The sequence below is a fragment of the Nostoc sp. CHAB 5715 genome, assembly GCF_020829685.1.
Classification (GTDB): Bacteria; Cyanobacteriota; Cyanobacteriia; order Cyanobacteriales; family Nostocaceae; genus Nostoc.
This window is the reverse complement of sequence record NZ_JAIVFR010000988.1, coordinates 1-2681: the sequence shown is the minus strand read 5'-3', so window position 1 is coordinate 2681 and position 2681 is coordinate 1. Positions and strand designations below refer to the sequence as shown.

The following is a 2681-nucleotide window of genomic DNA, read 5'->3' as shown; positions in this document are numbered from 1 at the left end:
GAGCATACTCTTGCTTGCTGTTAAAGTCTGCTGTGTTTATCTGCAATTGGGCTGTTTGCTGAACTAGAGAATTTTGTGCTTGTTGCAATGCATTTTGGCGATCGCTCAAGGTTTGTGACAAACGCTCAACTTCTGCTTGCTGTTGTGCGATCGCAATTTTTTGCTCCTCCAGTTTTTGCCAGTGCGGGGTAAGAGTCGCTTGCTGCTTTTCGACCAATTCAAAGGCCAGATGGAGGTGTTCTCTGACTGTTTCGGTGGGAGCAACACGACTAGACAAGCGATCGAGTAATTCACTCATTACCCGACTTTGCTCCTCATCTAAAACCGTCCCCTGTTGGAAATCTGCAAGACGTTCCTCCAAGCGGCGCCCCTCACCCCGCAAATGCTCCCAAGCGCCTTCCAATTCTAGGCGGTTGCGCTCAACTTCTGTTTGTAACCGTTCAATTTCCTGGCGGGATGTGTCAACTTCCTGTTTTTGCTGCTCTAGTTGTTGCAACTCTTCCTCCATATTTTGCAACTGTTCAGAGCGTACTTCCATGTCCATTTCACGGCGATTCAACTCTTGCGCCTGAAACGTCAGCGATTCCTTCCACTGATCAATTTCATCTTCCTTGAGCTTAAATTTCTCCAATTGGCGGGAAAAATTCTGCAAAATGTTGACTAGTGGCCGCCCTGCTTCTTGAATCCGTTGTACTTGACGATTTGGATTCAGTTCAACCAGTACTAAAGCACCATCATTTAATTTGCTTGCGTCCTCAGCGGCAATCACTTCTTCTGACACAGTACTCCAATTCTGGTCAGTTCGCTGACAAGCTAATAGTTTCAGTTCAGTTTTGCCACCGCCACTGAGTAAACCACCTTTCTGTTTTTGTACTTCTGCTAAATACAGCACACCGTTAGTCCTTTATTGATGCACTTAAAGTTTATGTTTTGGGATATACCTTAAATAATTCTGTTAACTTGTCTCACTGAACCGAAGTTTAGGAGAACAAGACAGACAAAACTATAGACGCGAGATATTACGTCTTGATATTTATAAAAGTGAGTTGGTCGCGCCTTTATATTTTGTACTGATGACAGTGATGATGACTTCCGTGTTAACACTAGCTTTGTCAAAGTGTATTACGAAAGATTAAACTTTATAGCTGAATCTATAGCAGTTCTCCTTTGGATACAACAGATCGTAGGGAACATTGCTTGTATGTGTCAACTTCAGCCCAAACCCATTTCAAAATAATATTAACGGTATTACAAGGAGTATTTTTTAGGTAAATGCAGGGAAATTTAAATGAAATTGATATTTGCAGTATCCTGCAATTGATTGAGTTAGGACAACGAACTGGGCAACTATGGGTTAGAGCTAGTAGCTCTCACCATAACAACAAACTGGGTGGAGAGGGAGCAAGCATTTATCGCCTCAAACAACAGTCTTGGTTCGTCTTTTTTCTCAATGGTCAAATTATCTATTGCCAAGAAGGTGAGAGTAGTTTATCCAGAATTAGCGATTATTTACGTCATTATCGAGTCGAGATGCGACTTACCGACAAACAAATTGGCTCTTTACCATCAACCGACGCGCCAGAGTATGCCTATGTGTGGGCACTCTTGGAGCGGAATATTATCAACCCCAAGATAGCTGGTAGTATCATCCACGGCTTGGTGCATGAAACTCTCTTTGACCTGCTGAGTTTACACCAAGGGAACTTCATTTTCCATCAGAGTGCGGCACTTGCCCCGCAATTAAACACTTTCGAGATTGCTCCATTTGTTACAAAAATTACCAAGCAGGTGCAAGAGTGGAAGCAGCTGTATCCACATATTCAGTCTCCAGAACAATTGCCAGTGCTATCTGACAAAGTTCACCTACAATCCTCGCTACCAGAAGCAACCGTAAGTAAGCTACAACATTGGGCTGATGGTAAAACATCCTTGCGTCAACTGGCTCGCTATCTCAACCGCGACATTTTGACAGTCGCTAAGGCAATATATCCATACGTGCAACAGAGTTGGCTGCAACTAGTATATTCAGACACCAATCAGCCAGATGCCCACACTGATAACGGGGAATTGAAGGGAAAACACAGGGGGCGGATAGTATGTATTGACGATGCGATCGCCATCGGTGAGACTATAAATTCGATCTTACAAGCACAAGGTTATGAAGCGATCGCTCTCACCAATCCCTTAGAGGCACTGAGTCTGGTTTTTCAACTCAAACCGGATTTAATTTTATGCGACATTGCCATGTCGGAATTGGAGGGGTACGAGGTTTGCGCCATGCTGCGACATTCAAGAGCATTTCGGCTCACACCGATTATCATGCTCACTGGTAAAGATGGATTTATTGATCGAGTCAAAGCTAGTATGGTCGGGGCAACAGATTATTTAACAAAACCATTTACAGACACTGAGTTAATTATGCTTGTAGAGAAATATATTAACAACCAATGAAAGTAGGGCATTGGGAATTGGGCATGGGGCATGGGGCATTGGGCATGGGGCATTGGGCATGGGGCATGGGGCATGGGGAATTGGGGATGGGGCATTGATCTATTTCTCCCTCATCTCCCTCATCTCCCTCATCTCCCTCATCTCCCTCATCTCCCTCATCTCCCTCATCTCCCTCATCTCCCTCATCTCCCTCATCTCCCTCATCTCCCTAATCTCCCTCATCTCCCTCA

Annotated in this window: 2 protein-coding genes; one reads left to right on the top strand and one right to left on the bottom strand. The window is 44.3% G+C overall.

Going from position 1 to position 2681, the window contains the following annotated elements; genetic code table 11:
• The coding region (gene hmpF, locus LC574_RS34800) for a pilus motility taxis protein HmpF (RefSeq protein WP_229458174.1) at positions 1-892 on the bottom strand (892 nt) is incomplete at its 3' end.
• A gap of 380 nt (positions 893-1272) precedes the next feature.
• Here hmpF and LC574_RS34795 point away from each other — a divergent pair.
• The gene (locus tag LC574_RS34795) at positions 1273-2451 is read left to right on the top strand and encodes a response regulator (protein WP_229458173.1); all 1179 of its coding nucleotides are present in this window, start codon (positions 1273-1275) and stop codon (positions 2449-2451) included.
• Positions 2452-2681 lie beyond the last annotated feature (230 nt).